This window comes from Corynebacterium sp. UMB10119B (assembly GCF_030228125.1).
Classification (GTDB): domain Bacteria; phylum Actinomycetota; class Actinomycetes; order Mycobacteriales; family Mycobacteriaceae; genus Corynebacterium; species Corynebacterium pseudogenitalium.
The window spans coordinates 21,437-45,250 of the sequence record NZ_JASPBG010000004.1 but is presented as its reverse complement, the minus strand read 5'-3'; the positions used below and the strand labels follow the sequence as shown (position 1 = coordinate 45,250).

Sequence of the window (23,814 nt, the reverse complement as noted above, 5' to 3'; positions counted from 1 at the left end):
TTACACCACCGGCGGAGCAAGCTTGACCGCAGTGCCCACCGCGGACACCAACATCATGCCGCCGTCAGCGCCCATGGACTCGTAGTCCACCTTCACGCCAACCACCGCGTCAGCCCCCATCTCCGCGGCGCGATGCCACAGCTCGTTCAGGGCCTCCTCGCGGGCGCGCACGACGTCGGCCTCCCACGCGGCGGCGCGACCACCCACAATGTTGCGAATGCCCGCCGCGAAATCCTTGAACACATTCATGCCGACGATCGCCTCGCCGCCCACGATGCGCATGTACTCAGCGATGGTGCCCCCATCGACGGAATTAGTAGTGCTTAGAATCATGCAGCCAGTCTAAGCCACGCCCCCGACACTTAGCGTTCAGCCTGGTCAGTCGGCATAATCGACAACGTATCGATGTTCACGTGCGGCGGCAAACTCGCCACCCAGCGCACCGCCTCCGCAATGTCCTCCGCGGTCAAGTTCAACTTGCCCTCGTACACCGCGTACGCACGCTCGGCATCGCCCGCGAAACGGTTCAGGGAGAAGTCCGTCTTCACCCGGCCAGGGTCAATCTCCGTAACACGGATGTTGTTCTCCGCCTCCTCCCGTCGCAGCGCCCGCGTGATCCCGCGCAGCCCGTACTTCGCCGCGTTATAGCCGCTGCCGCCCTTGTACGCGTCAGTCGCCGCCACGGACCCAATGTTCACCACCAGACCGGACGCCTCCAGCAGGTGCGGGTACAGGGCCTTCGTCACCCGCATGGTGCCGAGCACGTTCGTCTCGTACATCCACTGCCAGTCGGCGGGGTTCGCGTCGCGAAGCAGGTCGAGGCCCTTCGCGCCGCCCGCATTATTCACCAGCAGCCCAACCGGCCCCTCAATTATCGACGCCAACTCCCCCACACTCACCTCATCCGTCACATCAAGGCGCACCGCCACGCCCCCGATCTCTTCTGCGATGGCCTGGCAGTGCTCCACCCGGCGCGCCGCCACGTACACCTTCCAACCGTCCGCGGCGAGCGCCCGCGCACACGCCTCCCCGATCCCGGCGGAGCCTCCCGTTACTACGGCTACTTTCGTTGTCTCTGTCATGGTTGGCAGTGTAGTGCTCGCGCTGGGTCGGCGCGCTGCCTCTCTGAGCCCGGTGCCCTGTGCCGACGCCCTCATATCGTTCCGGTCGAGGTGTTAAAGGAGTGCGACGCTGATCGCTGGAAATCGTCCCGGCCGGGTGAAAATGCGCGACCTGCATCGCACGCTTCGAAGCGCACGCTTCAAGCGGTTTTGGGGTGTGTTGGAGGCTTGGTTTTGGCGCTGTTGGGTGCGTGGTGCTGGAGAGATGGCGCGCTGCCGACTAGTTTTCGCGGGTTTTTCGTTCCGGTCGAGGTGTTAAAGGAGTGCGACGCTGGTCGCCGGAAATCAGCCCGGCTGGGTGAAAATGCGCGACCTGCATCGCACGCTTCGAAGCGCACGCTTCAAGCAAATTGGGCGCAAAACGGATACAGCATGGTCCCGGTACCCTGGCTGGTATGTATTCGATGGAGCAGATGCGTTCAGGCCAGTGGTTCCTCCCCGGCGGCGAGGAGGCCGACGCCCAACACGCCCGGACGTGGGAGTTGATGCGCCAGGTCAACGCCTTGGGCAACACCGATCAGCCGCGGGCGGAGGAGCTGTTGCGGCAGGTGTTTTCCAACAGTGCGCACGTGCCGGGCCTGTTCGCGCCGCTGCATGTGGAGTTCGGGCTGAACACTCGGTTCGGCAAGGGGTGCTTCATGAACTTCAACTGCGTCATCCTCGATATTGCGGAGGTGACCATCGGGGACGGGTCGATGTTCGGGCCGGGCTGCCAGCTGATCACGGTGGGCCACCCGGTTGAGGATGCAGCGAAGCGGGCTGAGGGATGGGAGATCGCGAAGCCGATTCGGATTGGGAAGGACTGCTGGTTCGGGGCGGGTGCGATGGTGATGCCTGGCGTGACGGTGGGTGATCGTTGTGTGGTGGCCGCCGGCACGGTGGTGACGAAGGACGTGCCGGATGACTGTTTGGTGGCGGGGGTGCCGGGCGTCGTGAAGCGAAAGTTTGCGCAGGATGCCTGAGCACGCGTTTGACCTGGGGCGGATTGGGGAGGGGCTGCCCGTCGCGAAGGTGATTGGGGAGCTGCCGCGCACCGGGCCGCTGGTGGTGGAGGCGCCGCCTGGGACGGGTAAGACGACGCTGGTGCCACCGGCGGTGGCAAATGTGTGTGGGAAGACGCTGGTGACGGCGCCGCGGCGTGTGGCAGTGCGTTCGGCGGCGAAGCGGCTGGCGGACCTGGATGGGTCGCGGCTTGGGCAGCGGGTGGGCTACTCCATTCGCGGTGAGCATCGGGATGGTTCGCTGGTGGAGTTTGTGACGCCGGGTGTGCTGCTGAACCGCCTGTTGCAGGACCCTGGCCTGGAGGGCGTCAACGCGGTGATCATCGACGAGGTGCACGAGCGTGGCCTGGACACCGACCTGGTGCTGGCCATGTGCATGGAGACTGCCCTGCTGCGCGATGACCTGTACCTGTGCGCGATGTCGGCGACGCTGGACGCGCGCCGCTTCGCCGACCACATGGGCGCCGAGGTGCTGTCCACGGAGGCGGCGACCTACCCCGTCGAGGTCACATATGCGCCGCACGCTGGGCGGATGCAGGGTTCGCGCGAGTTCTACCGGCATGTGGCCGCCCTCGCGGAGGCGCCGGAGCGCACCCTGGTGTTCGTGCCGGGGGTGCGGGAGGTGGAGCTCGTCGCCAGCTTTCTTGACGACGCCACTCCGCTCCACGGCCGCTTGTCCTCCGCGGAGCAGGACGCCGCGCTCTACGGGGATGCTGCGGTGGTGGTGTCGACGAACGTTGCGGAGTCCTCGGTGACGGTGCCGGGTGTGCGCCGCGTGGTGGATGCCGGGCTTACCCGGGTGCCGCGGCGGGATGCCCGCGGGATGACGGGCTTGGTGACGGTCTCTGCGGCGAAAAGCAGTGCGGACCAGCGGGCGGGCCGCGCCGGTCGCCTGGGGCCTGGCACGGTGGTGCGGGCCTACTCGGAGACGGACTACCAGCACTTTCAACCGGATGTGGCGCCGGAGATCGCGACGAGTGACCTCACGCAGGCGGCGCTGCAATTGGCGGCGTGGGCGTCGCCAGACTTGCCGCTGCTGGACCCTCCCCCGGCGCACCACTTGGCCGCTGCGCAGGAGACGCTGCGGCTCATCGGCGCGCTGGACGATGAGCACCGCATCACCGCCCTCGGTGAGAAGCTGGTGCGCATGCCGGTGGATCCGCGGCTGGGGGCCGCGTTGGTGAAGTTCGGCTCGGGCGCTGCGGACACGGTGGCCAAACTCGCCGACCAGCCCGCGAAACGCCTGGCCAGACTCGTACACCAGTCAGCGCCGGTGGCGCCTGGCGACGTGATCGCGGCGGCGTACCCCCAGTGGGTGGCCAAGCGCGACGGGGGCGAGTACCTGCTTGCCTCAGGAACGAGGGCGCGGCTGGACGTGCCGATCGGCGCCCCGGAGTGGATCGCGGCCGCAGAGGTGCAGCGCACTGCGCGGGGTGCGGTGATCCGCGCGGCGGAACCGCTTGCGATGCCGCAGGAGCGCGTCGAGGAGCACGTGCGCGCATCACTGGTGGACGGGAAAGTGCGCGCACGCAGGGTCAAAGCCATCGGCGCCATCGAACTGAGCGCCACCCCGATCCGCCCCGAGCCCCACGAGGTGGAAGAGGCACTGCGCGACATCAGCTTCGAAGATTTCGCGCTTGATAGCGCCGCCACCGCCCTCAAGCAGCGCCTCGATTTCCTGCACGCCACCATCGGCGAGCCGTGGCCGGACGTGACCAAGGGCGACTACTCGCTGGAGGTGGCGCAGTTGGCCAGGGGGGCGTCAATAAGAGGGCTGGACATGCGGCAGGCGCTGATGCGGCAACTGCCGTGGCCGGAGGCCTCAAAGCTCGACGAGCTGGCGCCGACGCGCATCGCGCAAGGCAAGCTGGACTACTCGACGGGCCGCCCCGTCGTGCGGCTGAAACTGCAGCTGGCGTTCGGGCTGGCGGACTCGCCGGTGATTGGCGGGCAGCGGGTGCTGTTCCACCTGCTCTCCCCCGCGGGGCGCGAGCTGGCGGTCACTGACGACCTGCGCAGTTTTTGGAACGGGCCCTACCAGGACGTGCGTAAGGAGATGCGTGGGCGCTACCCGAAGCACCCGTGGCCGGAGGACCCGTGGACGGCGACGCCTACTTCTCGAACGAACCGCACGCTGAATAAATGATGCCGCCGCCGACTAGGCCAGCGACCGTCAGCACCGACGCGATGCCGAGGTCCGCATTGCGGCGGTTGTACTGGCGCGGTTTGAGGTGAATTTTGACTGGCTGTGGCAGGTTCGTGATCTGCAAGTTGATGCTGTCCTGCACCGCAACGATTGGTAGCCCCATTTGGGTGGCAAAGCCGAGCGGGATCAGTGCCAGCAACGGAATGCCCACTGCCAAGGAAGTCTTGGAACACTTCGGCGTGATCTGCTCAAAACCGAGCGGCTTCAGGAAGTCCGGCGCCACGCCTTCATCCGTTCCCGGGTTCGCCACAGTGACTCGGACCGGGATGATTTCCGTGGATTCGTCGCCGTAGTGGGCAACGACTGGCCACTGGTAATCACCAGGATCGACGCCAACAGATGGCGTCAGCTCGATGGAGCCATCGGCTTCAGAAAGGTGCGCCCAGCTGGGGATACTCGTGCCGCTGTACCAGGCTTGGCCCCTCGGCAGCGGTGGGGGTAGTGTTTCCGTACTACCGATAGTTACGGTTGTAACGGGGTAATTGCCCTGCACGATCGCCTGTCCGTGCGCAGTTTCTACCGCCACGGCGTGTGGGGAGGTGCAGGCAAGCATGACTGCACACGCAGCTGCTGTAATCCGGCCACGCATGACCGACCTCCTTCGACGCTTCACGGCTCTCATCATAAGGTAACTTATTCTCCATGACTAATGCCCAATCACACACGGTGACCATGTGGACCCTGGTGTCGCTCATTATTGGTTCCACCATTGGCTCCGGCATCTTCGCCTTGCCGCAAAATATTGGCTCCGTGGCGAGCCCCGGCGCAATGCTCATCGGCTGGGTTATCGCCGGGGTGGGCATGCTCTCCATCGCGTTCGTGTTCCAGATCCTGGCGCGGCGCAAACCGCACCTGGACTCGGGCGTATACTCCTACGTGCGCGCTGGCCTCGGCGACTTCATCGGGTTCACCTCTGGTCTGGGCTACTGGTTGGGTTCCGTGATGGCGCAGGTGGGCTACGCCACCCTGTTCTTCTCCACGGTGGCCTACTACTTCGCCCCGCTGAATAACCGGTGGGTGCTGGCCGCGGCGGTATCCGTGATGACGTGGGGCATCTTCATCATGCTGACCCGCGGTGTGAAGCAGGCGGCCGTGATGAACGTGGTCACCACGGTGGCCAAGCTGGTGCCAATCCTCTGCTTCATCGTCCTGGTTGCCTTCCTCGGCTTCTCCTGGGACAAGTTCACCTTGGACTTCTGGGGAGAGGGCTCGACGATCCCGTTCTCGCAGCAGCTGCAGGGCATCATGCTCTACACCGTATGGGTGTTCATCGGCATCGAGGGCGCCTCCGTGTACTCGAAGCAGGCGAAGACCCGCAAGGACGTGGGCCGCGCGACCATCATCGGCTTCCTGTCGGTGCTGTTGCTGCTGGTCTTAGTGTCCACGCTCTCCTACGGCGTGCTCACCCAGGAGGAGCTGGCGGCGCTGCCGGAGAACTCGATGGGTGCCGTGCTTGAGGCGGTCGTCGGCCCGTGGGGCGGCGTGTTCATCTCTATCGGCTTGTGCCTGTCGGTGCTGGGCGCGTACGTGTCCTGGCAGATGCTGTGCGCAGAGCCGATCGTGCTCATGGCGAACGACGGCCTGCTGCCGCAGTCGCTCGGCGTGGCCAACAAGGCGGGCTCCCCGTTCCGCGCGCAGCTGATCTCCACCGTGGTGATCCAGCTGTTCGTGATCATCTTCTTCGCCAACGAGACGTCCTATAACGCGATGGTGCAGCTGGCGACCATCATGTACCTGCTGCCGTACATCTTCTCCTCGCTGTACCTCATCCTGCTCGCGGTGCGCGACAAGGGGCTTAACCACCCGAACGCGGGCGTGCGTTTCGACGACTCCGGTCCGGAGGTCAGCCGCAGCGACAACCAGCGCCACCTCATCGTCGGCGCGGTCGGTTTCGTGTACTCGATGTGGCTGATCTACGCCGCCGACCCGGTCTACGTGCTCTTCGGCGCGCTCGCCGTGGTCCCGGGCATCATCCCGTACGTGTGGACGCGCATCGCGAACAAGGAGCGCCTCTTCAACAGCTTCGAGTGGGTTGTGGTGGCGATCGTGATCGCGGGCGCTATCGCAGCCGTGGTCGGCCTGGCCAACGGCTCTCTACAGCTCTAGTCAGCTCTCAGCAGCTCTAATCGTTTCGGCGGTCCGGGTCCACAGCCAGCTGTGGCCACAGGACCGTCGCGGTGTTTTCGGCGTGCCGCTCGGCGGAGGCCTCACTGAACGCCTGGCGCATAACTATGCCGCCGAGCAGCATGCCCACGAAGGCGTACGGGTTGATGTTCGGGTTATACAGGCCCTCGTCCATCCCCTTGCGGATCCCCTCCACCATCCGCTCGAGGATTTCGGTTTCAAGGCGCAGACGCCACTGCGACACGAAGGGCTCGGCGCTGGCAATGATGGAGCCGATCAGCCGCACACCCAGCGTCTCGTCGAGGTAGCGCTGCAGGTCAATCATGTATTTTACGAACTCAGCGCGCGTGGTGGGGAGGTAGATCGGGATCTGGAGCGCGATTGAGTCCAGCGCCGCGGTGATCATTTCGCGGCGGTCAGCGTAACGGCGGTAGATCGTCGTTTTTGCGACGCCACAATCCGCCACAACCTCGTCGATCGTTACAGAGTGCAACCCGCGATCGCGGGCGATGCTGAGCACCGACGCGAAAATTTTCTGCTCGGTTGCCGCCCTACGAGCCGGCCTAAGAATCTTCTGCTGCTTTTCCACGCCGCCATTATTGCATGAATTCTTGCCACCCAAGCCGCGCGCATAGAACAACTACGAGCGTCAATAAGGCGATTCGGACCAACTTGGACCCGCCCTGCAGCACGGTGCGCGCGCCGAGCTGCGCGCCGATCACGTTCGCGATGGCGAGCGCGATTGCCAGCGACCAGTCCACGTAGCCCCCGGCAATGAACACGGTCAGCGCGCCGATGTTCGTCGCGGTGTTGACGACCTTTGCCATCGCCGCGGATTCCAGGAAGGTCTGGGAGAAGATGGCCGTGAACGCCATGATGAGGAACATGCCGGTGCCGGGGCCGAAGACGCCGTCGTACCCACCGACGAGCAGGGCCGCCACCACGCCGAGCGCCACCCGGCGCGGGGTGATGATGCGGTTTCCCTCCTCACCGAAGCTCGGCTTACACACGACGAAAATGCCCACTGCCAGCAGCAACACGATGATGAGCGGGCGCACCACGGTGTCGCTGACGAGCGCGACGGCCAGCGCACCGCCCGCGGAGGCGCACAGCGCGGCAAGGGCGAACCCCCACGTGCAGCGCGGAACCCCGACCTTGCGCACCATGGTGACCGCGGCGGAGGAGGTGCCGGTGAACGCCGCGAACTTATTCGTCGCCAGGACGGCGGCGGCAGGCATGCCTGTGGTGGACATCAACACCGGGATGAGCACCAGCCCACCGCCGCCGATGACGGCGTCAATCCAACCGGCGACCAGTGATGCAATCAGCAGGACGACAATCATGCGCTAAAGAGTAGTATCAACAGCCATGCTTCGTTGGTGTGTTGTCGTCCCGGTGTCAATCGCGCTCGGTTGGGCCTTCAGCGCGCTGCACCTCCCGGCCGCGTGGATCCTGGGGGCGATCGTCGCATCGGGCGCGGTGGCGCTGCGCAGCGGACGCGACCTCCCCATCAACGAGCTCCTGTTCACGTGCACACGCGGCGTGATCGGCGTGCTGGCGGCACTGCCGCTGGTGGGTATCCCCCCGAAGACGCTGTTGCCGTTCCTGCTGCCTGGCCTGCTGGCTGCGGCGAGCATGATCGGGCTGGCGTACGTGGGCGGCGCGGTGCTCGCGCGCAAGGGAATCTCGCAGGAAACCGGGGTGTTGTCGCTGCTCGCGGGCGGTGCGTCGCTCATGCCGGTCATCGCGAAGGAGATTGGTGCCGACGTCCGCTACGTCGCTCTGACGCAGTACCTGCGCCTGCTCGTCGTGTCGATGACGCTGCCGGTGGTGGCGGGGCTGCTCACTACCAAGCACGCCTCCGCCACGGAGCATCTGGAGCCCTACTGGTGGATGTGGTTGCTGGTGCCGGCGCTGGTGGCGGTTGGGCAGCCGATCGCGAAGGTGCTGCACATCCCGAACCCGTCGATTTTCGGCCCGATGATCGTCACCGCGGTGGTCGGCTCCTTCATGGACGTGGTCATCGTTCCGCCGGAGCCGCTGAACATCGCAGCGTTCTTGTGCATTGGCTGGGCGTGCGGCGGCGGCCTATCCGTACCTGCCCTGAAGCAGTTCTCCCGCCTGCTGCCGATCACGATCATCTACATCGCCGCCCTCATGGCAGCCTGCGCCGGACTGGGCTGGCTGCTGGCGCTGTGGCTGAACATCAGCTTCTACGAGGGCTACCTGGCCACCACGCCAGGCGCACTCGAGACGGTGCTGGCACTCACCGCGGAGGGCGGGGTGGGCCCGGCGGTCGTGGCGGTCCAGCTGATCCGCCTGATCTGCATCCTGCTGTTCGCGGGTTACCTGCCGAAGTTGGTCAACTGGCAGAATCGCAAACGCAACGGCTAGCAGGCTAGTCGTGGTGGTTGAGCACCTCGTGGGCCAGCATGTCCATCGGCATCGACCCGAGCTTGAGCGCCTTGTCGTGGAACTGGCGCAGCGTCATCCCCTGCTCCAGGGCGCTGTCGCGCAGTGAGCACCAGTCGCGGTAGCCGATGGCGTAGCTCGGCGCCTGGCCCGGCCAGCCCAGGTAGCGGTCCAGTTCGAAGGCGATGTGGGACTCCGGCATGGCGGAGTTGTCGCGCAGGAACGCCTTGGCATAGGCGGCGTCCCACACGCCGGTGCCGTCCGGGGTGGCCTTCTTGAGGTGGACGCCGATGTCGATCATGACGCGGGCGAGGCGGAGCCGGCGGGCGTCGAGAAGCCCCATTCGGAAGCCTGGGTCGTCGAAGTGGCCGTGCTCCCCCATGAGCTCCTCGGCGTAGAGCGCCCAGCCCTCGCCGTGTGCGGAGTTCCAGCACGCGGTGCGACGCCACAGGTTGAGGTCGTTGCGCTGCATGAGCGCGGTGCCGATCTGCAGGTGGTGGCCCGGGATACCCTCGTGGAAGACGGTGGTGAGCTCCTGCCAGGTGTGGAACACCTCCTGGCCCTCCGGCACTGACCACCACATGGTGCCGGGGCGGATCAGGTCGTCGGACGGCGGGGTGTAGAAGATGCCGCCGGAACCGGCGTGGTCAATCGCGCACTCCACCTTGTGCAGGCCCTCCGGGATGGTGACGTCAACGCCGTCGAGGTCCCGCATGACCTGCTCGTTGACGGAGTTCATCCACTCCAGCAGGGCGTCGGTGCCGCGCAGGGTGTAGCGCTCCTCCTCGTTGAGACGCTTGTACGCGCCCAGGATGGTGGCGTCCGGGCCGTAGAGCTTCTGCGCGAGCGCGCGCTGCTCAGCGACGGTTTCCTTCAGCTGCTCCTTGGCCCAGGTGTAGGCCTCGTCGAGGTTGATGCCGCGGCCCAAGAAGAACTCGGAGAAGAGTTCGTAGCGGTCGCGGCCGACGGCGTCGTCATGGCGGCCGTGCGGCGCGAGCTCGGTGGACAGCCAGGTGGCCATCTCGTCGAAGGCAGCCTTCGCCTTCTCGACGACGGCCGAGTCCTCCGGCAAGCCCAGCTGGTCGAAGACGCTGTCGCCATCGGCGAGGTCGCCGCACTGCTTGATCACGGCTTCGATCTGGCGGTACGCAGGCACATTGCCTGCCGACGCCGCCTCCGAAAGCGACGCGCGATAGCCCGCGAGCGCCGCCGGCACCTTGGACAGGCGCGCCTCGATGTGCTCGAAGTCCTCTTTGCTCACCTTCGGCATCAGCGCGAAGGAGTCGCGGATGGTCTGCACCGGCGAATCGATGTTGTTGAGCTGGCGCAGGTCCTCGCCCTGGTGGTGCAGCTCCAGCTTGAATGCCATCCGGTCGCGCAGCAGCGAAGCGGTGAGGTTGTCGACGTCGTCGAAGTCGTCTTCGTCGTCGGAGGCGTCCGTGGAGTCGTTGAGCGCGTCGACATCGGCGACGACGTCACGGATGCGGTCGGCGACTTCGCCGTAGTACTCGGGGCTGAAGTCCTGCAGGTCACAGTCGTGGCCTTCGAGGCCGATCTCCGTTGCCAGGGTAGGGATCAGCTCGGCGAGGTCGTAGAGAAAGTCTTCGCAGGTGGCGTCGAGTAGCGAAGGCTCGCGTTCTGACTCGGACGCGTGCTCCTCAAGCAAAGGATTGGTCATGGGTAGGCAGTGTAACCGAGGGACACGCTGAACGTGCACCTCTACACCCCATACAAACCGCATTGTCTACTGAAACGGCCCACTCTAGCTCGATAACTGGACAAAGCGGTCTACTACCGGTACATATATTCACATGCCTGCGACACGGACAGCGTTCCATCACCCAACAACCCCCGCCGCCAAGTGCCTGCACCTCATTCGCCTGCAGGAACAGTGCGTGCGACGCGACCTGATCGCAGCCACCGGCCTCTCGCAGCCCACCATCACTCGCGCCGTCACCGCGCTGGCAAACTCCGGCTACATCGTGGAACGCGGCGACCTGTCCGAGTCCACCGGCCGGGGCAGGCCCACCATGCCGCTCGAGCTCGGGGAACCGAACTCGCTGTACGCCGGGGTGGCCGTCGGCACCTTGAGCACCTACATCGCCTTGTTCGACCTCAAGGGGCGCACTCTGCGCAGCATCGATGTGGACATCCCCGTCGCGCACATGAGCCCGGATGACTTCGTGCAGCACATCATGGCCGGGCTACACCGCCTCAGCGCCGGAATGGGCCGCCCGCTCGCAACCGTCGGCGTGACCACTTCGGGCACCGTCAACGAGGACGGCGAGGTCACCGCGGCAAACCTCGGCTGGCACGGGGTACCGATCCGCCAGCAGATGCGGGAGCAGTTCGGCGTGCCCGTCGAGGTGGTCTCCATCAGCCAGGCGATCGTCGGCTCGGAAATGCAGTCGAGCCTGGACATCGACACCCCGCCGGTGATGGCGCTGTTCGCCGACGACTCGCTGGCCTGCGCAATGTCCACCCCGACCGGCGTGATGGCCATCGACGTCGCCAGCGATCACCTAACCACGCAGGGCCTACTCAACGCCGTTGCGCAGCCCGCGATGCACTCACTGCAGGAGGTCGTCGCGCTCGCGGAGCAGCAGCCGGCCACGCGTCAGGCGCTCGACCAGCGCGCACGCGGCCTCGGCTCACTCGTGGCCACGCTTGCCGACGCCCACACCCCCAGCACCGTCGTCGTCGCCGGCAGCGCCTTCATCGACGACCCGCAGGCGCCCGCCACGTTCGCCCGAACGGTGGTCAGTGAGGCCGAGCGCGCCCCGAAGCTGCGCATGATCCCCTCGCACCGTGAGATCGTGCGGGACATCGCACGCGCGGTTGCGCTGGATAAAGTGCTACGTGAACCGCTCTGTCTAGTTTAGATTTGACGCGTTTCTAGAGGATAGGTGTAGGATTTAGCTTCATTTAGTACAGATCAGTCTATAAACCTACACCTGGAGACGTTCATGCACCTTCCAAAGTGGATGACCGGGTTCGGCGCCCAAGTTATCGCCGGCCTGATCATCGGCCTCATCCTCGGGCTCATCGCCGCGGCCAACGACATCACCTGGCTCAGCGAGACGCTCAGCTGGGTCGGCAGCGCCTACGTGCAGCTGCTGAAGCTGCTCATCCCGCCACTCGTGTTCACCGCGGTGGTCACCTCTATCGCGAACCTGCGCAAGGTCACCAACGCCGCGCGCCTTGCCTGGCAGACCCTGCTGTGGTTCGCCATCACCGCGTTCTTCTCGGTGATCATCGGCATCATCGTCGGCGCCGTCATGCAGCCCGGCGCGAACTCGTCTGTCGACGCCTCCTCCGCCGCCGAACCAGGCGGCTCGGGTTCCTGGCTCGGCTTCCTCAACACCGTCATCCCTTCGAACTTCTTCGGGCTGGGCGTGAAGGTCTCAGAGACGGGCGCGTCGGTGAACTTCAACGTGCTGCAGATCCTCGTGATCTCCCTGCTTATGGGCATCGCCGCCATCAAGGCTGGCAAGGCGGCGGAGCCGTTCCTGCAGTTCTCCGCGTCTTTCCTGGAGGTCATCCAGGTGGTGCTGTGGTGGATCATTCGCCTGGCACCGATTGGTTCCGCGGCGCTGATCGGTAAGGCGGTAGCCACCTATGGCTGGGAGGCGCTGGGCAACCTCGGCCAGTTCGTGCTGGCGATCTACGTGGGCCTCGCGCTCGTGATCTTTGTGCTGTACCCGGCGGTACTGGCCGTCAATAAGGTGCCGGTCGGTGGCTTCTTCCGCCGCGTGTGGCCGGTGACCACCCTCGGCTTTGTCACCCGCTCCTCCATGGGCGTGATGCCGGTGAACCAGCGCACCGTCGAGGAGTCGATGGGCGTGCCGCGCGAGTACGCGGCCTTCGCCATGCCGCTCGGTGCCACCACGAAGATGGACGGCTGCGCCTCCATCTACCCAGCGATCGCGGCCCTGTTCGTCGCGCAGTTCTACGGCCTCGACCTGGGCGCGACGGACTACTTGCTCATCGTGATCGTGGCCGTGCTCGGCTCCGCGGCGACCGCGGGCACCACGGGCGCGACCGTCATGCTCACGCTGACGCTGTCCACCCTGGGCCTTCCGCTGGCTGGCGTGGGCCTGCTGCTGGCCATCGAGCCGATCATCGACATGGGACGTACCGCCGTCAACGTCACCGGCCAGGCCGTCGTCGCCGCCATCGTGGCGAAGCGCGAAGGCATCCTGGACGAAAAAATTTGGGACGCCGCAGAAGACGGCGCCCCAGCTCCCCAGCGAGGATAGCGATGCTACTGCTCGTCCGCTGCCCCACCACTGGTGGCGCGCAGCGCGCCGATCACGAGATCTAATGCCGCGCGAACGTTTTCTACGCGTTGCGCGGTTTCTTCATGCTCGCGGTCGCGCAGCATGCCGTCGATCAGGATGTCCTGTGTTCCGGCAGCCATGAAGCGGGCCGTGTCGCGCAGCGTTTCCTCCGTCAGAGCAATTTCTTCGCCTGACTCGATCTGGGTGTAGATCTTCTTCAGGTAGGCGTCCGCCAGAATGTTGCAGATCTTGTCGTTGAGATGGCCGTGCACCGAGGAGTTGATCAGATGCTTGACCGCCTTGTCGTAGCGCTCGAGGTGCTTCACCAGCCGCGCCACCTGGTCCGGGTACGTTTCGTCGATCACGATGTCATTGACGAAAGACTCGTAGGCAGGGAGGCAAATGTCGCACCCCGCAGCCAGGATGAGCGCGTCCTTGTCGTGAAAGTGCTCGTAGCAGGCCTGGCGGCTGACCTGCGCGTACTTCACAATCTGGGACAACGAAAGCTCATCCACCCGGTAATGGAGCAGCAGTTCCTTCGTTGCGTTCAGTAACGCCGTGCGCGTACGAACCGCGCGCGGGTCCATACTAAGTTCACGTGGTGTCATGAATGCAGGATACCTCACTGAGGCAAGCTCATTGCCCTACCGAACACTCCGAACACGCTCATTGCGCGTTTGACGGCTTCCTCGTAATTCTCGGACTCAGTCGCCGACTTCATAAAGATCGAAAACGCGCCGGAGCACAGGTAAGAAGCCACGTCGGCAGCTTCCTCGTCGGTCATCGGGACGACCTCGGCGCGCATCGCCGTCACCATGTCGTGCAGCATTGGCATCTCGGGCGTTGTAAAGCAAGCCATCAGCGTGGCGTGGGCCGGGCCGTTAATCACGTGGCTCAAGAGGCAACGAACCTCGGCGAGCTGCGAGAACAGCGCCTCCAGCGCAGGAGGCATCTCGCCGGTCTTCTTATACGTCTCGATGTAATCGTTCACCGCCGGGGCCAGCGCGCGCTGGATTGCTGCCTTGACGGCGGCGTCGCGGTCCTTGAAGTGCTCGTAGAAAACCTGGCGGCTCATCCCTGCCGCGTTCACAATCTGGGACACCGTGATGTCCTCAACCCGGTGCTCATTCAACAACTCGGTAGTTGTCTTGATGATCGCGTTCCGCGTTTTCACAGCGCGGGGGTCCTGGCTGAGTTCTCTTCGAGCCATACGACACCAACTCCTCTCTGGATGCCCACAAAAGCACCTAATATGCCAGACATGAACCTACATAGCGCAACAGTGGATCTCTTACGAACCCTTATCCAAAAATACGTGTGTCAACGACCTTACCCCAACTTCGGGGGGAGAATACCGCAACGCGGCCACGCTCGAATCGTTTTTCGACGGCGCTCCCGTGCGCATCCAAAAGTATGAACCCACAGATGGGAGGGTGTCTATCGCGTTTACCATCGAGGGTACCGACCCCTCCGCGGAGCCCCTCACGCTGCTCGGCCACACGGACGTAGTGCCCGTCGATAAGGAGCAGTGGACGCACGACCCCTTCGGCGCCGAAATTATCGACGGCCGACTCTACGGCCGCGGCGCCACCGACATGCTGTACATCACCGCCGCGATGGCCGCCGCCACCCGCGACGTGGCCCTGAGCGGCAAACGCCCGCGCGGCACACTGACTTTCGTGGGCGTGGCGGACGAGGAGGCGCGCGGCGGGCTCGGCGCCGGCTACCTCTCGCAGCTCGACCCGGAGCCGTTCAGCTGGAAGAACTGCCTCTCCGAGGAGGGCGGCTCCCACCTGCCGGTGCGCGACGGCTCGGACGCGATCGTCGTGGTGATTGGTGAGAAGGGCGCGGCCCAGCGCCGCCTCGTGGTGCGCGGGGACGCCGGCCACGGCTCCGCCCCGCACGACCGCGACATGGCCGTCACCAAGATTGGTGAGGTTGCTCGCCGTATCGCGTCGGTGCAGCCCTCCGTGACCACCGAGCAGCCGTGGCCGGACTACATCCGCGCCTGGAAATTCGACCCCGAGACCGAGGCCGCCCTGCTGCGCGGCGAAGGCTACGAGGCGCTCGGCGACCTGGCGCGCTACTCGCACGCCATGAGCCACCTGAGCATCGCACCGACGGTGCTGCGCGCGGGCGAGGCCATCAACGTACTGCCGTCCATGGCCTACATGGAGCTGGACATCCGCCCGCTGCCCGGCCAGAGCCAGGAGTGGATCGACGAGCAGCTGCGCACGGCGCTCGGCGACCTGGCCAGCGAGGTGGAGATCCAGCACCTCATCACCGAGGACGCCACCATCTCCCCCACCGACTCGCCGCTCTATCAGGCGATCTGCGAGACCTACGCCGAGTTCTTCCCCGACGCCGTGGTGGTCCCAACTATCGCCGCCGGCGGCTCGGACCTGCGCTTCGCGCGCCGCAAGGGCGGGGTGGGCTACGGATTTGCGATGCACGCCCGTGAGCGTCACCTGGGTCAGGTGCTGGATTTGCTGCATGGCCACGACGAATACGTGGATATCGAGGACGTTCACCTCACCGTGGACGCCTACCGCAGCCTGATTCGGCGCTTCCTCGACGCCTAACCGGGTGTGACAGATGGGGCTGATGTGACATACTGGCGGCTATGAAAATTCGCACAGCTGCACTCACCGCACTCATGGCCGCCACCGTTTCTACCGGCGTGGCCTCCGCTGACGCCATCGACGACGCCCTGGCAAAGCTTCCCGCAGGCCAGATCTCCTGCGATCAGGCATCCCGCTACTGGACCAACGACGCCGACTTCAACGCCAAGAAGCGCCAGGCCCAGACCATCGCAGCCTTCGACCGCCGCGGCCCGCAGATCCAGGCCGCGCTCGGCCGCGTGGAGGAAGCCGCCAACCGCTGCGGCCTGCGCGGCACCACGGGCGCGCCTGCAAATAAGCAGCAGCCTGCCCAGCAGAACGCGCAGCCAGCGCAGCCTGCCCAGCAGAATGCCCAGCCGGCCCCCGCACCCGCACCGCAGGGCACACCTGTGATCACGCTGGCACCCGCCAACGTGCCCACCTTCGACATGCCGGTCGCGGGCGCGGTCACGCTGCGCCTGCCGGACCTGTCCGTCATTGCCCGGGAGCTGCTGGCCAAGTACGCACCGGGTTCCTCCCTGCCGTTCTAGGCCGTTCTAGCGGTTAGACAGCAGACCACTCGTAGCAGGTCTCGCCCCCGGACGTGATGCGCACGCCCGGCGCGGGGTCGAGCCAGGCGGTCACCGTCGCGCGCTCCGAACCGGATTCGAGCGCCACGGTGATCGCCTCATTTGTTTTGTCGGTCACCTCGAGGGTGGCGGTTTCGAGCCAGCGGTGGCGGCGTCGAAAAGCGATGAGCTTCTTGTGCTCCTCGAAGATCCACTGCCCCAGACTCGAAAGCTCCGCGGGGCTGGCTGGCAGCGGCGGGCGCACGGGGTCGTCGGCGGCGAACCCCTCCCCGCGCAGGCCCTCGAAGCCCTGCTCATCGCCGTAGTAGATGCTGGGCATGCCGGGCAGCGCCATGAGTAGCGCCGTGGCCACAAGCGCGCCGTCCTGCCCCACCTTCGAAGCAATCCGGTCCACGTCGTGGTTGCCGACGAACGTGTTGGGCACCATGTGCTCGCACAGGTCGCGGTGGCGGCCCAGCGCGTGGTCAAGCTCCCAGAAGTTCACGTCCTTGATGGAGGACCACAGGGCCTTCCACAGCTCGTACTGGGTGACGGTGTCCAGGGTGCCCGCCGCGGCGATCTCGGCGTAGTCGCCGTGGATGACCTCGCCGAGGAAGAGCGCGTCCGGGAAGCGCTCGCGCACGCGCGCCAGCACGGTGCGCCAGAACTCCGGCGGCACCGAGTACGCCACGTCTAGGCGCCAGCCCGTGATGCCGCGTTCGAGCCAGTAGCACATGACGTCGGTGACCAGGTCCGCCACGCGCGGGTCCTCGTGGTGGAGGGTGGCCAGCTCGCCGTGGCCTTCCCAGTCCGTGTCGCCGGCCAGGCCCTGCGCGACCAGCGGGTGGGTGCGCGCGACGTGGTTGAACACGCCGTCGAGTATCACGTGGATGCCGCGCTCGCGGCAGGCGGCCATCAGGTGGTCGAAGTCCTCGTTGGTGCCCAGGCGCGGGTCGATCTGGAAGTGGTCAAGGGTGTCGTAGCCGTGGGACACCGATTTGAAGATCGGGCCGAGCAGCAGCCCGTTGCAGCCGAGCTCGATCAGGTAGTCCAACCAGGGCTCGAGCTGCCGCAGGCGCGGCGCTTCGTCGTGCTCCTCGCGGATCGGTGCGCCCGTGGCGCCCAGCGGGTAGACGTGCCACCAGATAATGTCTGACGTGGACAAGTTCCTCACACTTTCTATTGAGCAAAGCTCAGTACTGTAGGGTGGTGTCCATGACACAACCACGACGGAGGCTCAGCGTCGAGCAACGCCAGGAAGAAATCCTCGCCGCTGCCACGGACATCTTCTCCACCACACCTTACGTGGAAGTCTCCACCCAGGACATCGCCGACGCCTGCGGTGTGTCCCAAGGCCTCCTCTTCCACTACTTCGAATCCAAGGCAGGGCTCTACACCGCTTTCCTCAAGGCACACACCCAGCCGCTTTTCGACGACCACCTCGACCCCAACACCGACACCCACGAGGCTCTGCGCAGCACCCTGGAGCGCTACCTCAACCACGTCGCCGAGCACCCGTTCGTGTGGCTGGCCGGTCGCCGCGGCGGCGCCGAACCCACCGAGGCAATCAACCTGCGCATTGAGATGCGCGACGCCTCCGTCGAAACGCTGTGCTCCCTGCTGGGCCGCGACGACGAGCACGCCGCACGCGCCGCCTCCGGGATGCTCGGCTTCCTCGACGCCGTCTGCATCGACTGGGTCGACGAAAGCTGCCCCGCCCCCGAGCGTGACGACATCATCGCCACCGCCATCGGCGCACTCACGGGGGCACTCGCCGCTACACAGAAGTAGCACTTCGAGAGGTCTATCCCCTAAACTTTGCGCATGCATAAGTTGACCTCCGGCGCCCTCGTTGTCGCCCTGACCGGCACCGCCGTCACCGTCCCCGCCACCATCAACCCCACTGCCCATTACGCCGAAGCGCAAGGCCTCCTCGGCCTCGGCGGGCAGGCGTTGCAGGGGCTCGTCGAAAAGGGCGAAGCCAAAGTCGCCGAACTCGAATCCCAACTATGGAAAGCCGAGCTAGCGCTCAAGGGCGCGCAGGCTGTCCTCGAGATGAAGCGCTGGGGCGTCGCGCTCGCCATCGGCGAGGAGAACAAGAAAGCCAAGCAAGCCGAGTACGACCAGCAGAAACTACTCGTCGACTCCGCCGAGCTCCTCGTACGCACCACCAAGACCTCCCTCGACGCCGCGCGAAAAACACTCGCCGTGACCAAGAAACAGCTCGAGGACTTCAACGGCAAAGACCCATCCGCCTACGAAGACGCCCCCGAACCCGACACCAAACCCCTCACCCTGCCCACCAACCTGCGCGAAGCACTCGAGAGCATCACCGCGCAGCAGGAGGCCGTCGCCAAGCGCCAAGCACTTTTCGACGAAGCCGACTCCGCCTACACCAAACGCAAAAAAGAAGTCGACTCCAGCTGGTTCAGCTGGCTCGCCCCCTCCAACACCAAGGAGCTCGAGGGCCTGAAGAACCGTCGCGACGCCCGCAAGGCCAAACTCGACCTCGAACAGGCGCGCCTGGACAACATCAAGCGCTCCATCGAACTCTTCGAAGCCGTCGAAGCGGAAACCCCTGCACATGACGGCCACGGCGCCGACCGCTACGACGCCACCACACCCACCAACGTCGACGACGCTTCTCGACAGCTCGAGTTCGCCAACAGCACCCTCGAAGCCGCCACCCACCGCAAGGCCAACATCGAAGCCAACCTCGCCGCACTCACCGGTTGGCAAGAGCGCAACCCATTCACCGGCTTCTGGCACAACGCCGACAAGTGGACTCTCGAACGCGCCCTCCGCGCCGCGGACAACGACATCGCCGACGCCACCAAACGCATCGCCGACAAAGCCGCCGCGCTCGAAGCGCTCAAGGAGGAGGCTGTGGCTCCGACTGAGCCTTCTGAGGTGGTGGAGCCTTCTGCTGAGCCTTCCATGGCTGCCGAGCCGACTGAGGCTTCTGAGGTGGTGGAGCCTTCTGCCGAGCCGACCGAGGCTTCCGCCGCACGGACTACGGAACCATCGGAATCTGCAGCAGCGCCCGAAGCTTCTGAACCGGCCGCCGAGCCAACCACCGAGCTGTCCGCGGCAACCTCAACACCAGCGACAACGTCTACGCCAACTTCGGAAGAGTCCGCCCCGCGGACACCTGAGGCTTCTGAAAACGTCGAACCCGCGGACACTTCCGCCGAACCCGAAGACCAAATCGATATCGACGAACTCACCCAGAACCTCGACGAAGCAAAGAAACTCGAGCAGGACATGCTCGATCTGCAGAAGCTGCTACAGCAGTACATCAACAAGCCTGAGACGGCCGAGCCGACCGAGTCGACCCAAGCTGAGGCATCCGAGCCGTCCGAGGCTGAAGCACCCGAGGCCGAGGTCTCACCAACGACCGTGACCGAAGTGTCCGCGGCAACCGCAGCACCAGCAACAACGGCTGTCCCAACCTCGTCGGAGGTGTCCGCCGCGCGGACAACCGAAACGACTGAACCGACCGCTGAAGATTCTCCCGAGCGGACAACTACTTCAGCAAAGCTGTCCACGGTAACCGTCGTCCCAGCAACCTCGTCCAAGGTGTCCGCCCCGCGGACAACCGAAACGACTGAAATCCCTTCGAACGAGCAGTCCGCCGCGCGGACAACCGAGGCGCTGAAGCTGTCGACCAAGCACTCCGCAGCAACCTCAACACCAGCGACAACGACTACTCCAGCCTCGTCGGAGGTGTCCGCCGCGCGGACAACCGAGGTGCCGGAGCCGTCGACCAAGCAGACCACGGCAGCACCAGCACCAGCGATATCAACTACCCCAACCTCGTCCGAGCAGTCCGCTGCGCGGACAACCGAGGTGCCAGGGCCGTCGACGAAGCCGTCCGCGGCAACCTCGGTACCTGCGACGAAGCCGAGAGGTTCCGCCCCGCGGACAACTACTTCAGCAAAGCTGTCCACGGTAACCGTCGTCCCAGCAACCTCGTCCAAGGTGTCCGCCCCGCGGACAACGGAAACAGCAAAGCCAAGCACCAAGGCGTCCGCGGCGACCTCAACACCAGCAACAACGGCTACCCCAGCCTCGCCGGAGGTGTCCGCCGCGCGGACAACCGAGGTGCCAGGGCCGTCGACGAAGCAGTCCGCAGCGACCTCGGTGCCTGCGACGAAGCCAGGAAGTTCCGCGCCGCGGACAACCGAGCAGGCACCGGAAACCACACAGCAGCAAGAGAACCCAACGCAGCAGGCGGAGGGGTCGTCGACAAGTAGTTGGTTGTGGCTGATCGTTCCGCTGCTGCTAGCGCTTGGATTCGGCGGTGCGGCGTACGCGGATTTGATTCCGGGCGTGCGGCTGCCGAAGCTGTAACGAAGCGCGCACCAGATTCCTTGGTTCCTGCGGGACACGCGACGTTCCCCCAGGTCGGCGGGAGCACGGGAGGGAATTTGGTGCGAAGCAAACTGTTAAAAACTTTGTCGCCTACGAAGCCAGTAACAAAAGACGCACCTAAAAACTCGCGACCGGGAAAACGCCTCTCTCAAAAATGAATGTGCGTCTTTTGGTACTCGCGCGCTCTCACCTTGCCGAAATCCGGATTGTGGTGCACGTCTCTTCAATCGGGCAAGCACAACCCCAGGGAATTCTTTTTGACGCCTACTTCTACGCCCGCAAGATCTCCGAAACATTACAGACGCCGAGAAAGGACGGCTGCGGACGATTGTGCAGGATAGCGACTTGTTTTGATCTTTTTCTAACTCTTTAACAGTAGATGGTGAACCACTTTCCATTACGAAATACAGCGACCTGGGGATTTGTTCTCTCAGGCCGCCGAACGGAAAACGGGATTGCCATGTGTGCCTCTACGCGCGCGCTGCCTTATCCCTTACGCACGTTGCGTCAGCGTGTACGTCCACTCGCGTAGTTCCTGCGGCAGCTCGCCGAGGGATGGGTTCTTGATGTAGGCGCGGTCGACTGGGTCGTAGTGCCACAGCCAGTCTGCGTAGCGGTACCAGTTTCCTTCTGCCTGGTTGAACAGGTAATTGCGCAAAAGGCGGGCAGTGCCTGGGAGGTGCCAGAGTTCGCCCCAGAAGCGGCCGGTGGTTTGGATGCGTGCGGCGCGCGGGACGCGTTCGGCTTCGACTTCCTTGAGTACAGCGTCCCAGTCGGGTGTGCCGCCGTTGAGGTTGGCGGAGTCAGAGGCGAAGGTAGCCAGGGCTTCGGCGTCTTCCATGGCCATGACGGCGCCGGATGCAAGGTACTGCAGGGGTGGGTGGGCGGCGTCGCCGAGGAGGATCATGCGCCCGTCGACCCATTCGCGGAGTGGCTCGCGGTCGGACATTTGCCACCACTGGTCCTTCCAGAGTTTTTGTGTGCGCTCCTTAATGTATGGGATGCAATGGTTGTAGGCGGTGGCGAGCTCGTCGTTGTTGCCCCAGTCGTCGGGGATGTTGCCGGCGTCGCGGCCGTCGAGGTAGCGGTCGGATTGAAAGACGCCGACTTGGTTGAGCATGTCGCCGCCGCGGAGTTTGTACTGGATGAAGTGGCAGTGTGGTCCGATGTAGCCGATGACGCCGTTGATGTTGGCGGCTTCGGGGTCTTCGGAGATTGGGGTGGTGCCGCGGTATGCCACATAGGCGGAGGGGACTGGTTCGTCTTGGACGAGGCGGGGGCGCATGACGGAGTGGATGCCGTCGAATGCGAGGAGGACATCGGCGTGGACGGTGTGGTCTTGGTTATTGTCGCGGTGGTGGAGGTGGACGTCGATGCCATTTTCGACGGTGTCGCATCCGGTGACGACGACGCCGTTGACGAGTTCGGCTCCGGCGTCGCGGGCGGCGTCGAGAAGTAGGGCGAGCAGGTCGGAGCGGTGGACGACCATGTAGCGTCCGCCGAAGTGATGCTCGAAGTCTTCGCCGAAGTTCATGGTGAGGATGGGGCCACCGTTGATGGCGTCCTTGAACTGCATGTACTCAGGAAGGTAGCCCTTTTCGACGAGCGCTTCCAACACGCCCCAACGCTTGAGCATTCGCCAGCCGTGTGGGCCAATTTGGAGCCCGGCGCCGACTTCTTTGAACTCGCGTGCGCGTTCGTAGAGGGTAACGTCCGCTCCGCGGAGCGCTAGGGCGAGTGCGCCTGCTGCACCTCCGATACCACCACCAGAGATGATTACCTTCTGACCTGAAAGTTCTTGCGACATGGCTGTTTCCTTTACTTCTGAATGCGAGTGAGTACGAACAGGGATGCTGCGCTGAGCAGTGCCGCACCGCCGAACATGATGTAGTTAGATCCGACGCCGAGTCCCATGGACAGCAGCAAACCTGCGGCCTGTGGTGCGAGTACGGCGCCGAGGCGGCCGACGCCGAGCGCCCAGCCGAGTGCGGTGCCGCGCAGGTTGTGCGGGTAGAAGTTAGCGATGGCTGCGATGATGAGGATCTGCGTGCCGTGCGTGCCTACGCCGGCCGCGATGAGGATGAGGTAGACCATCCAGACCGGTGGGTGGACGAGGAGGAGCAGCAGGGCGACGCCTGCGACGCCTGCAGCGACGATGCCTGTCGGCAAAGTGCCGAAGCGGTCGCCGGCCCACGCGGTCGTGACTGATCCGAGGACTGCGCCGAGGTTGAGCGCGAGGGTGAACATGAGTGCCGCGCCGAGGTTGTAGCCTGCGGTTTCCATGAGGCGTGGCAGCCAGGTGCCCAGACCGTACCAGGCGAGCAGGGTCACGAACGTGGCGATAGCGAACCAGATCGAGATCGCGCGGTACTTGCCCACGAGCAGCTCTTTGAAGCCTGCTGGGTCGTCGTGTCCTTCGCGGGCTTCGTAATCGGCTTCGATGACCTTCGAGGATGGGATGACTTTCAGCGCGATTGGAAGGCCGATGACCAGCGGCACGACCGCGATGAGGAACATGACGCGCCAGCCTTCTTCGTGCGCTGGCACAATCCACTTTGCAAGGATGGCTGCAATCGAGCCGCCGATCGGCACGCCGGACATCATGACTGTCGACCACGCTGCGATTTTGTTGCGCGGCACGAGGTCCGAGGTCATGGCATTCACGGATGGGACGAGGCCGCCAAGTCCGATGCCTGCGATCAGGCGGAATACGCCGAACATCCATGGGTTGGGTGCGAATGCACACAACAGGGTGAAGATGGAAAGGATGAGGACTGACCCGATGACGGCGAGCTTGCGGCCAAGCGAATCGGACAAACGCCCAACGAGAACGGCGCCGATGACCATGCCGAGGAATGCGGTGGAGCCGATGGCGCCGAGTTGAGCGTTATCCAAACCCCACTCGTGGGAGAGTGCGGTTTGGACGGTGCCGTAGACGATGAGGTCGTAGCCGTCGAAAACTACGAAGAACCAGCCGATGAGGACGGCTGCCAGACGACGGCCGGAGATGCCGAGTACCTTGAAGCGTCCGTCGTCGCCTCTCTTGATCGGAGGGTAGGGGGCCTGCTCGATGAGCGGCTCGCTGTGATGTGTAGGGGAAGTCATGTCCACATGCTCCAAGTGACGT

The 23,814-nt window shown here is 64.7% G+C and carries 21 protein-coding genes; 10 read left to right on the top strand and 11 right to left on the bottom strand.

The annotated features are described in order from the left end of the window. Both QP802_RS05175 and QP802_RS05170 read right to left on the bottom strand, forming a co-directional pair. Positions 1-333 (bottom strand): heavy metal-binding domain-containing protein, encoded by a 333-nt coding sequence (locus tag QP802_RS05175; protein ID WP_070363307.1) that lies wholly within the window; start codon positions 331-333, stop codon positions 1-3. Positions 334-362: 29 nt separating this feature from the next. After that, positions 363-1,082: an SDR family oxidoreductase gene (locus QP802_RS05170; protein WP_070363308.1), complete on the bottom strand. Its 720-nt coding sequence runs from the start codon at positions 1,080-1,082 to the stop codon at positions 363-365. 434 nt (positions 1,083-1,516) lie between these two features. Here QP802_RS05170 and QP802_RS05165 point away from each other — a divergent pair, with 434 nt between their 5' ends. Then, entirely contained in the window at positions 1,517-2,083 is a 567-nt protein-coding gene (locus tag QP802_RS05165) for a sugar O-acetyltransferase (protein ID WP_284817728.1), read from the top strand. Further along, positions 2,076-4,268 (top strand): ATP-dependent RNA helicase, encoded by a 2,193-nt coding sequence (locus QP802_RS05160; RefSeq protein WP_284817727.1) that lies wholly within the window; start codon positions 2,076-2,078, stop codon positions 4,266-4,268. Before QP802_RS05165 ends, QP802_RS05160 begins: the two co-directional genes overlap by 8 nt. Here the strand turns inward: QP802_RS05160 and QP802_RS05155 are convergent. Beyond that, complete coding sequence (locus QP802_RS05155) at positions 4,234-4,917, bottom strand: Rib/alpha-like domain-containing protein (protein ID WP_256000615.1); 684 nt, start codon at positions 4,915-4,917, stop codon at positions 4,234-4,236. The genes QP802_RS05160 and QP802_RS05155 overlap by 35 nt on opposite strands. A 53-nt stretch (positions 4,918-4,970) precedes the next feature. Between QP802_RS05155 and QP802_RS05150 the strand changes: the two genes are divergently transcribed. Next, on the top strand, positions 4,971-6,434 hold the full coding sequence (locus QP802_RS05150) for a basic amino acid/polyamine antiporter (protein WP_284817726.1): 1,464 nt from the start codon (positions 4,971-4,973) through the stop codon (positions 6,432-6,434). 16 nt (positions 6,435-6,450) lie between these two features. On the opposite strand, the gene QP802_RS05145 is transcribed toward QP802_RS05150, so the two are convergent. Both QP802_RS05145 and QP802_RS05140 read right to left on the bottom strand, forming a co-directional pair. Beyond that, positions 6,451-7,041, bottom strand: a complete 591-nt coding sequence (locus QP802_RS05145; RefSeq protein WP_168156206.1) for a TetR/AcrR family transcriptional regulator — start codon at positions 7,039-7,041, stop codon at positions 6,451-6,453. Between the two features lie 7 nt (positions 7,042-7,048). Next, entirely contained in the window at positions 7,049-7,795 is a 747-nt protein-coding gene (locus QP802_RS05140) for a TSUP family transporter (protein ID WP_284817725.1), read from the bottom strand. Between the two features lie 25 nt (positions 7,796-7,820). Here QP802_RS05140 and QP802_RS05135 point away from each other — a divergent pair, with 25 nt between their 5' ends. Beyond that, positions 7,821-8,846 (top strand): AbrB family transcriptional regulator, encoded by a 1,026-nt coding sequence (locus QP802_RS05135; protein ID WP_071573669.1) that lies wholly within the window; start codon positions 7,821-7,823, stop codon positions 8,844-8,846. Positions 8,847-8,850: 4 nt separating this feature from the next. Here the strand turns inward: QP802_RS05135 and QP802_RS05130 are convergent, their stop codons facing one another. Beyond that, positions 8,851-10,542, bottom strand: coding sequence for a DUF885 domain-containing protein (locus QP802_RS05130; RefSeq protein ID WP_284817724.1), 1,692 nt, complete (start codon positions 10,540-10,542; stop codon positions 8,851-8,853). Positions 10,543-10,675: 133 nt separating this feature from the next. On the opposite strand from QP802_RS05130, the gene QP802_RS05125 reads away from it, so the two are divergent. Together QP802_RS05125 and QP802_RS05120 are read left to right on the top strand one after the other, a co-directional pair. Continuing rightward, entirely contained in the window at positions 10,676-11,746 is a 1,071-nt protein-coding gene (locus QP802_RS05125; RefSeq protein ID WP_256000610.1) for an ROK family transcriptional regulator, read from the top strand. Between the two features lie 84 nt (positions 11,747-11,830). Further along, positions 11,831-13,123, top strand: coding sequence for a dicarboxylate/amino acid:cation symporter (locus QP802_RS05120; protein ID WP_284817723.1), 1,293 nt, complete (start codon positions 11,831-11,833; stop codon positions 13,121-13,123). A gap of 5 nt (positions 13,124-13,128) precedes the next feature. Here QP802_RS05120 and QP802_RS05115 read toward each other — a convergent pair whose 3' ends face one another. Both QP802_RS05115 and QP802_RS05110 read right to left on the bottom strand, forming a co-directional pair. Continuing rightward, complete coding sequence (locus tag QP802_RS05115; protein ID WP_083290935.1) at positions 13,129-13,752, bottom strand: TetR/AcrR family transcriptional regulator; 624 nt, start codon at positions 13,750-13,752, stop codon at positions 13,129-13,131. Between the two features lie 14 nt (positions 13,753-13,766). After that, positions 13,767-14,354, bottom strand: a complete 588-nt coding sequence (locus tag QP802_RS05110; protein WP_070479015.1) for a TetR/AcrR family transcriptional regulator — start codon at positions 14,352-14,354, stop codon at positions 13,767-13,769. A 223-nt stretch (positions 14,355-14,577) separates the two neighbouring features. Here QP802_RS05110 and QP802_RS05105 point away from each other — a divergent pair, with 223 nt between their 5' ends. Both QP802_RS05105 and QP802_RS05100 read left to right on the top strand, forming a co-directional pair. Next, positions 14,578-15,726: a M20/M25/M40 family metallo-hydrolase gene (locus QP802_RS05105; RefSeq protein ID WP_350338463.1), complete on the top strand. Its 1,149-nt coding sequence runs from the start codon at positions 14,578-14,580 to the stop codon at positions 15,724-15,726. A 41-nt stretch (positions 15,727-15,767) separates the two neighbouring features. Beyond that, complete coding sequence (locus QP802_RS05100; protein ID WP_070363321.1) at positions 15,768-16,295, top strand: hypothetical protein; 528 nt, start codon at positions 15,768-15,770, stop codon at positions 16,293-16,295. Positions 16,296-16,308: 13 nt separating this feature from the next. Here the strand turns inward: QP802_RS05100 and QP802_RS05095 are convergent, their stop codons facing one another. Further along, positions 16,309-17,478: an alpha-amylase family protein gene (locus tag QP802_RS05095; RefSeq protein WP_284817722.1), complete on the bottom strand. Its 1,170-nt coding sequence runs from the start codon at positions 17,476-17,478 to the stop codon at positions 16,309-16,311. A gap of 50 nt (positions 17,479-17,528) precedes the next feature. Here QP802_RS05095 and QP802_RS05090 point away from each other — a divergent pair, with 50 nt between their 5' ends. Together QP802_RS05090 and QP802_RS05085 are read left to right on the top strand one after the other, a co-directional pair. Continuing rightward, a complete protein-coding gene (locus tag QP802_RS05090; protein ID WP_284817721.1) occupies positions 17,529-18,104 on the top strand; it encodes a TetR/AcrR family transcriptional regulator in 576 nt (191 codons plus the stop codon). A 33-nt stretch (positions 18,105-18,137) separates the two neighbouring features. After that, complete coding sequence (locus QP802_RS05085; RefSeq protein WP_284817720.1) at positions 18,138-20,666, top strand: hypothetical protein; 2,529 nt, start codon at positions 18,138-18,140, stop codon at positions 20,664-20,666. A gap of 514 nt (positions 20,667-21,180) precedes the next feature. On the opposite strand, the gene QP802_RS05080 is transcribed toward QP802_RS05085, so the two are convergent. Together QP802_RS05080 and QP802_RS05075 are read right to left on the bottom strand one after the other, a co-directional pair. Then, positions 21,181-22,494, bottom strand: coding sequence for an FAD-dependent monooxygenase (locus QP802_RS05080; RefSeq protein ID WP_256022086.1), 1,314 nt, complete (start codon positions 22,492-22,494; stop codon positions 21,181-21,183). 11 nt (positions 22,495-22,505) lie between these two features. After that, positions 22,506-23,792, bottom strand: coding sequence for an MFS transporter (locus tag QP802_RS05075; protein ID WP_256022088.1), 1,287 nt, complete (start codon positions 23,790-23,792; stop codon positions 22,506-22,508). Positions 23,793-23,814 lie beyond the last annotated feature (22 nt).

Excerpts from the sequence above, each read along its gene's own strand:
- QP802_RS05175 (WP_070363307.1), bottom strand. The coding sequence starts at position 333 with ATGATTCTAAGCACTACTAATTCCGTCGATGGGGGCACCATCGCTGAG.
- QP802_RS05170 (WP_070363308.1), bottom strand. The coding sequence starts at position 1,082 with ATGACAGAGACAACGAAAGTAGCCGTAGTAACGGGAGGCTCCGCCGGG.
- QP802_RS05165 (WP_284817728.1), top strand. The coding sequence starts at position 1,517 with ATGTATTCGATGGAGCAGATGCGTTCAGGCCAGTGGTTCCTCCCCGGC.
- QP802_RS05160 (WP_284817727.1), top strand. The coding sequence starts at position 2,076 with ATGCCTGAGCACGCGTTTGACCTGGGGCGGATTGGGGAGGGGCTGCCC.
- QP802_RS05155 (WP_256000615.1), bottom strand. The coding sequence starts at position 4,917 with ATGCGTGGCCGGATTACAGCAGCTGCGTGTGCAGTCATGCTTGCCTGC.
- QP802_RS05150 (WP_284817726.1), top strand. The coding sequence starts at position 4,971 with ATGACTAATGCCCAATCACACACGGTGACCATGTGGACCCTGGTGTCG.
- QP802_RS05140 (WP_284817725.1), bottom strand. The coding sequence starts at position 7,795 with ATGATTGTCGTCCTGCTGATTGCATCACTGGTCGCCGGTTGGATTGAC.
- QP802_RS05135 (WP_071573669.1), top strand. The coding sequence starts at position 7,821 with ATGCTTCGTTGGTGTGTTGTCGTCCCGGTGTCAATCGCGCTCGGTTGG.
- QP802_RS05130 (WP_284817724.1), bottom strand. The coding sequence starts at position 10,542 with ATGACCAATCCTTTGCTTGAGGAGCACGCGTCCGAGTCAGAACGCGAG.
- QP802_RS05125 (WP_256000610.1), top strand. The coding sequence starts at position 10,676 with ATGCCTGCGACACGGACAGCGTTCCATCACCCAACAACCCCCGCCGCC.
- QP802_RS05120 (WP_284817723.1), top strand. The coding sequence starts at position 11,831 with ATGCACCTTCCAAAGTGGATGACCGGGTTCGGCGCCCAAGTTATCGCC.
- QP802_RS05115 (WP_083290935.1), bottom strand. The coding sequence starts at position 13,752 with ATGACACCACGTGAACTTAGTATGGACCCGCGCGCGGTTCGTACGCGC.
- QP802_RS05110 (WP_070479015.1), bottom strand. The coding sequence starts at position 14,354 with ATGGCTCGAAGAGAACTCAGCCAGGACCCCCGCGCTGTGAAAACGCGG.
- QP802_RS05100 (WP_070363321.1), top strand. The coding sequence starts at position 15,768 with ATGAAAATTCGCACAGCTGCACTCACCGCACTCATGGCCGCCACCGTT.
- QP802_RS05090 (WP_284817721.1), top strand. The coding sequence starts at position 17,529 with ATGACACAACCACGACGGAGGCTCAGCGTCGAGCAACGCCAGGAAGAA.
- QP802_RS05085 (WP_284817720.1), top strand. The coding sequence starts at position 18,138 with ATGCATAAGTTGACCTCCGGCGCCCTCGTTGTCGCCCTGACCGGCACC.
- QP802_RS05080 (WP_256022086.1), bottom strand. The coding sequence starts at position 22,494 with ATGTCGCAAGAACTTTCAGGTCAGAAGGTAATCATCTCTGGTGGTGGT.
- QP802_RS05075 (WP_256022088.1), bottom strand. The coding sequence starts at position 23,792 with ATGACTTCCCCTACACATCACAGCGAGCCGCTCATCGAGCAGGCCCCC.